This is a genomic window from Candidatus Hepatincolaceae symbiont of Strigamia maritima (assembly GCF_055505085.1).
This window is the reverse complement of record NZ_DBKDTU010000171.1, coordinates 1-7,113: the sequence shown is the minus strand read 5'-3', so window position 1 is coordinate 7,113 and position 7,113 is coordinate 1. Positions and strand designations below refer to the sequence as shown.

5 protein-coding genes are annotated in these 7,113 nt (G+C 27.3%); all 5 read right to left on the bottom strand.

Features of this window, described 5'->3' with window-relative positions:
• A partial coding sequence (gene rsmA / locus ACQCX0_RS04650; protein ID WP_462563012.1) for a 16S rRNA (adenine(1518)-N(6)/adenine(1519)-N(6))-dimethyltransferase RsmA occupies positions 1-715 on the bottom strand: 715 nt, incomplete at its 3' end.
• Between the two features lie 5 nt (positions 716-720).
• Positions 721-1,719, bottom strand: coding sequence for a 4-hydroxythreonine-4-phosphate dehydrogenase PdxA (gene pdxA, locus ACQCX0_RS04645; protein WP_462563011.1), 999 nt, complete (start codon positions 1,717-1,719; stop codon positions 721-723).
• Positions 1,712-2,617 (bottom strand): peptidylprolyl isomerase, encoded by a 906-nt coding sequence (locus ACQCX0_RS04640; protein ID WP_462563010.1) that lies wholly within the window; start codon positions 2,615-2,617, stop codon positions 1,712-1,714. The genes pdxA and ACQCX0_RS04640 overlap by 8 nt, the downstream gene beginning before the upstream one ends.
• An 81-nt stretch (positions 2,618-2,698) precedes the next feature.
• Positions 2,699-4,852 (bottom strand): LPS-assembly protein LptD, encoded by a 2,154-nt coding sequence (locus ACQCX0_RS04635; RefSeq protein WP_462563009.1) that lies wholly within the window; start codon positions 4,850-4,852, stop codon positions 2,699-2,701.
• Positions 4,853-5,953 carry an LptF/LptG family permease gene (locus tag ACQCX0_RS04630; protein ID WP_462563008.1) on the bottom strand — a complete coding sequence of 367 codons (1,101 nt, stop codon included), beginning with the start codon at positions 5,951-5,953 and terminating at the stop codon, positions 4,853-4,855. It abuts the gene before it with no gap.
• Positions 5,954-7,113 lie beyond the last annotated feature (1,160 nt).

Genomic DNA, 7,113 nt, shown 5'->3' with positions numbered 1-7,113 from the left:
ACAAGGGATTAATTCCTAAATTTTCAAAATTAAAATTAAAATTCTTTAGTGTATTCTTAATAATTTTTCTCCTTCCTTGAAAAGCTGTCGCAGTAATTTTTTCTAATAATTCTATAGAACAATTGTATCTAGGCTGGTTTAGGGGTCTTAATTTAATAACCCCTGATTCTACTTTAGGTTTAGGTGAAAAAGCATCAGGTGGTACTGTAAATAAAAATTCTTTGTCACAAAATAAATCGCTAATAATAGAAAGTCTGCCATAGTGTTTGTTTTTAGGTATAGCTGTGATTCTTTGGGCCACTTCTTTTTGAAACATTAAAATAAAATAATCAAAATTTTTTGCTATAAATAACCATTTTGTATAAAGAGTAGTACCTATATTATAAGGAAGATTAGCAATAATAACTGCAGGTATTTTTACTAATTTTAATAAATCCATAGTAAGAGCATCTTCTAAATAATAGGAAAAAGTACTAGGGTATTGTTTTTTTAAAGCTAAAAGATAAGGTTCTACCCTGTTATCTTTTTCTATGGCAGTTAGAGTCTTGGCATGTTTTAATAATAAAGTTGTTAAATTACCAATTCCTGGACCAATTTCAATGACATTTTTACTATCTAAATCAGGAGCATAACTTAAGATTCTTTCTAAAACACTAGAATCTATTAAAAAATGTTGCCCTAAGGATTTTTTAGTTAAAAAGTTATGATTTTGCATTTTTCTTAGAAAATACTGTTTTGTAACTGATATGCTTTAATAATAGCAGCAATTAAACTTTTAGGATTAGCAAATTTTGTATCAGCTATAGCAAAAGCCGTACCATGATCCGGTGAAGTTCTAATAAAAGGTAATCCTAATGTAGTATTAACTCCTTCATCAAAAAATAAGGATTTGAAAGGTCCTAGTACTTGATCATGGTACATGCCTATAATTATATCATATTTTTCATAAATTTCTTTTTTAAACACCGTATCCGCAGCAACCGGACCTACAATATCAATACCTTGTTTCTGTAAAAATTTTAGAGCTGTGTCTATAATACTGAGTTCTTCTACCCCCATTAAGCCGTTTTCTCCACAATGAGGGTTTAAGCCTGTCATAATAAATTTATGTTGTTTTTCGGTGTAAGTTAAGAGATTATTATGTATAAAACTACACTTATCAATAATATAATCTTTGGTTAAAGTATTAATAGCATTTTTTAAACTAAGATGAATGGTTAATGGAATAACCTTTAATTTACTAAAAGGTGTACATAACATCATGGCATAATAAGTTGTATTAGTTAGAGTAGCTAAAAATTCTGTATGAGAGGTAAAATTAGTTCCTGCTTCATATAATAAAGACTTCTCAACAGGATTAGTAACCATAGCTTTTATTTGTTTTTTAATGGCTAAATTAGCAATTTTTTTTGTGGAATCAACAACAAAAGAAGCGTGTTGCAAATTTTTTTCTCCTAAAATACTTGGTACATCTAAGTTTAAGTTAATTACTGGTAAAGCTTCTGAAAAATAAGCATGAACTTCATATACAGAGCTAATTTCTTTTATTTTTACATTTAAGTTAAAGTGTTTTGCTACTTTTTGTAAATTATCTACACTATTAATAGTAAAAAAACATAAATTAGGTTGATTTTTTAAAACTAACCAAGCTTTTAGTAAAATATATGGAGATATTGAACTAGGATCGCCTGCTGTAATAGCTATGGGAGTATTAATCATAAATATTAATCTTTATTGATGCTTTATTACGTACATCTTTTAAATAATCTTCTATTACTAATTCAGCTTTTTCATTAAATATTTTATTTTCAATAAGAATTTGCAATTGTTGCATATGTTCGCTATTATAAGGATCTATACTAATAGTAGGACGAATATCTTTTAATAATAAAATTTGATACCCATTATCTTTTAGCAGGGGGGTAGAGAACTGATTCTTTGATAAAGTAGCAATAGTATTGAAAACATTGAAAGGTAATTGATCTTGTAATACCCATCCTATTTCTCCCTGATTATTTTTACTAAGACTTTCTGAGAAAGATAACACTGCGGAATTAAAACTCATACCTTTAGAGAGTTGTTTATAAATATTATCTATTTGTTTTTTAACATCGTCCTCATTATTTTTAAAGGAGATAAAAATCTCAGCAAGTAAATATTCATGTTTCCCATTCAAATTAATAATACGATTTTTTTCTTGTTCAATTTCATTAGTAGAAACTCTTACTCTTGCAGAAGCCCAAGAGTTCAAAAATTTTTGCATCATTAGTTGTTTTTTTACATAATTGATGATATAATTTTTACTTAGAGAAACTTTAGCAACATTATTCAAAATATAATTGTGAGAATATTTACTATTTTTTTCAAGAATGGTAATTCTTTCTAAAATTTCCGGATATGTAGCATTAATTTTATACTTAATTGCTTGTTCTAAAACTAATTGTTCTTCTATTAATTTATCCAAAATAACCAAACGTAATTCTTTAGTGGATTTAGTATTATCATTACTAATATAATTAATAATTTTTATTCGTAAATCTACATCATACCCAAAAATAGAATAATTGTTCACTACGGCTAAAGCATTATATGTAGTAAAATTCTCCGGATTTGCCAAGCCAGAAATTACTAAGCTACAATAGAAAATAAAAGTTTTTATATACGTATACCTCATTGCCATAGTATAATATATTTTTTTTTAAAAAGAAAGATTGCTTAAAATGACTTTGATATTATAACTACGGTTAGTTAGTTTTTTATCTAAATAATACACATACCCCTCGGATACTTCTGCAGTAATAATAATGCAATCATTTGTAAAATATGCCGTTATAGAAGATTTATTCCAACTATTTTCTTTAGTTAAATCATAATCTGTAGAAAGACTTACCGTAAGCCCCTCTACAACTTTAATACTGATATTAGGACTTAATTCTTCTAATTTATCTCTCCCAAAGGCATCTTTATCAAGTTTATAAAATGAGTATCTAGCTCCAAAAGATATTCTGGCAATATTTACAGATAAAGCAAGATTATTATTTTGAAAATATTGTAATTTATTGTCGATACTGCTTTGGTAATTAAGGTTAATATAGCTATTTGGATTAAAATTCATATAAAATAAATAATTTGAGGTGTTAGATTTAGTATTACTATTTATTTGTAGACTTTGTCCTAGAAAAAGATAACCATTATAACCTTGAGTAGTGATAAATTGCCATTTAACACCGTATTTTAAAAAATCACCTGTTTCGTATTTATTAAAACCGCTATATCTTTGGGTATTAAAAAGATTCATTGCTCCTAAATCAAAACTTTCTTCTTGAAAAATATTTTTATTTTCATCTATATTATTATTGATAAGGTTAGAATGTGATAGTTGTACTAAAGGATAAAAAACTCCTGAAGTATTACTATAATTAAGTACAAAAGGTAAATACCATGTGATATCAGTACTAAGCCCAGTATAATAATAAGAATTATATTTATATTGGTAGGTAAGGACATCTTTTGTAAGAGGATCTTTGAGTTGATAAAACACGGATTGTAAGTTACCGGTAATTTCATAAAGACCTAAATAAATACTATTAAACGCATAAAAATAATCTAAGGAGTTAGCCATTCTAAAGGCTCTATCCATAGTATTTTTCGAGTTATAATTAGCAAAATTACTAATATATTTTATTTTCCCAAAATTATAGGTATCTCCAAAGTAATTATATTCTATGAAAGGATTAATTCCTTCAGAAAAAGGAATTCCTAACCTATCTAGTTTTAAAAAGTTATCTATATTAAAGGTTAAATAGTTATTATTATTAAAAAACCCTTCTAAATTAAAAGAATTATCTAAGAATTTTTCAGAAGTATTATGATCGGATAAGCTATAAATACTCAAGAGTTGTACATCAGAGAATTTTTTAATATTAATATTAACCCTGAAAATATCTGTTAAATTTTTATTAAAATTACTAATTACAAACCAACGTTTTTGTTGTTCAAAATAACTACCAGCTAAGTCAATTTTGAAAGAACCTTGAGTAATATAGCCTCTATAAGTTAATCTATATAAGTTTTTATCAGAATCTTTTAAGGGATTAGCAATTAGTGGTAAATCATTAGTAATTAAAGAAGCGTGAATATCTTGGTGGGGGGTAAGAGGTATATATACAGGAAGATCTATATACAAACCTAATAAAGCATTTGTAGAGTACCTAGGGGTTAAAATTCCTGGGCGTTTATCATTCGAGATATCTTGTTTAATAAAAGGAAACCAAAAAACTGGAATATCTTTTACTTTAAGGATAGCTCCTATTAAACTAAGAATTTGAGCATTCTCATCATAATCGGTATACTTAGCGTGAATACTCCAAAACGGGCTAAAATAAGTACTAAATTTACAAGAAGTAAAGAAAGAATCTTCTAAGGTAGTTAATTTTTTTTCTTTATACAATTTTGTGGCAGTAATAATAGTTTGATGTCCTTTTGAGAATAAAGCTTGTACATTATTCATAATTATAGAATTAAAACTATCACTGATAGTTAAAGTATCAGCAAACACAACATTCCCCTCAGCAGTTATATAATAAATATTCCCTTCGGCATAAATAATACCTTTGGTTTTATTAATATAGACTTTATCAGCGGTAATTTTAGTATTATTACTGCTTATTGTTACATTTCCTATGGCGGTTAATAAATCTTTAGTATAGTTATATTCAATTTTGTTAGCTTGAAAATCAAAAGTAGTCTCATCACCTAATTGTAAAGAAGCTGCAAAGAGAGAATTTAGAGTAAAAATTATAAATATTATTTGCCATAAGTAAAGAATAAAGCTATAAAAGGAAAAAAACATTTAAAAGCCTTCTTTATAAAGAAGTAAATTATATCCTAATAAAATTACGGTAAAACTACCTCCGAAAGATGCTACGGAAATCGGTAAAGAGCCTGATAGAGCTAAAACATTAATAAAATTATTAACAAAATATACTGAAAATCCAATTACAGTACCAATTATTATTAGATAAGTAGTGTTATTTTTTCTCATAGGTGAGAGGGCAAATCTCAGGCCTATTAAACTCATCCCTAATAAAATTAGAGGTATAGTAAGTAAATTATAAAAATATAGCCAATAACTTTTAGTATTTAATCCAATTTTTTCTAAGTTCTTTATAAAAGTAGGGAGCAAATAAATGGAAATCTTTTCAGGCTGTAAAAAGATATTAATAATTCTTTTAAAAGTTATATTAGTAGGTAGAGTGATTATATTGGTGCTATAAGGTAATAGATCTATATTATTTTTTATAGTAGGATTGTACAAACTAATGGTTTTATTAGAAATTAAACCGGCATAAGCATCTATTCTTTGGAGCAGTATCCCATCGTTAATCTCATATAAAGTAGCTTCTTCAAGGATTATATCGTTTTGGTTTTTATTAGTAAAAGATTTAGCTCTAATAATAAGATCTTTAGTTGGGGAGAGTTTATCTAATAACCAAACATCTCCGCTACTACTAAAAGATATCAGATTATCATTATCTCTGATTTTATTTTCTAAAGTATCAATTTTATTTAATGCCCAAGGAGAGATATGAGCAAGGATTAAAGATGAAAATAAAGAAATTACTAAAGTAATATATAAAAATGGGGAGAAAAATTGCCAAATAGATAAACCGTTAGCTCTAATAATATCTAATTCTCTGGTTAATAATAAACGTTTAGTTGTAAACATGGTGGCAAAAAGAATTACAAAGGCAATTATTTGTTGTAGTAAAGCCGGTATTTTTAGAATAGAAATAAACAATAAAGTAAAAATACCAGAACTAGTTTTCCCAAATTTTCTAATATTTTCTATAAAGTCAGCTGAGGTAATAATTAAACAAATTACTAAACTAAAAATTAAACAATTAAAAAAGAAGCTTTTTCCTACGTAAGCAAATAATTTTTTAGGCAACAAATTCAAAATATCCTTATTTATTCATGATACAATTTTATTTTTATTCATTAAATTTAATGGGTCTAAAACATGTTTAATAGATTTTAAGATATAAAGTTGGTTTTTTGAATAATATTTTTGCATTTCTCTTAAATTTACTAATCCAATACCGTGTTCCGCACTAAAAGTTCCATGCTCTTTAAGTACACGTTTTACTATTAAGGATTTAACCTCATGTTTGTACTTTAAAAAAGCCTCAAGAGTTAGGTTAGAGGGTTGTGAAATATTAAAATGCAAATTACCATCCCCAGCATGCCCGAAAATAATAGGGTTACAATTAGGGACTATATTATAAATTAAAGGCAGTGTACTATTAACAAAATAGCTAATTTTGGAAATAGGCAATGCAATATCATGCTTTAAACTCCCTCCTCCTGCTTTTTGGGCATGAGGGATTAAATTACGTAACTCCCAAAGATTATCATTGTTATGATACACTACAAAACTATCTGTAAATCCTTCTTGTTGTAAGGTTTTTAAATAGTCTGTTATGAATCCGTTAGGTAAGTAATTATATTCTAAACTAAATAAAGCATACCAAGTGTTGGGATCATCTTTAGTATTATGTTGTAATGGGTAAAAACAGTTAGGATACTTTTGTAATACTAGATTTACGCTGTTAGTATTCATAATTTCGAAACTTGCAAGAGGATCTCTGAATTTTTTATAAATCTTAGAGAAAAGTATCATGAGGGTTGTAATATTAGGAGCTCTTAATAATACATTTGTATGGTATTCATATTCTGGGAATATTTTTAAACAAGCCTTGGTAATAACTCCAAGAGTACCTTCTGCTCCGATGAATAGATGTTTTAAATCAGGTCCGATATTCCTTTTTCTTAAGGAGTTAAGGTCGGAAATTATTTTACCACTACTTAATACTACCTCAATTCCCAGAGTTAAATCTCTGGTATTTCCATATTTTAAAGTAGTAATACCACCGGCATTACTAGATAGATTGCCACCTATATAGCAACTTTTCTCAGAAGGCAAAGTAAGAGGGAACAATAAGTTATATTTTGCTAAAAACTCTTTTAGGGTATGAAGTGTCACCCCTGTACCTACAATTATCGTATTATTTTCTATATCTAAGATCGGAAGAGCGTCGTGTAGGGAAAGAG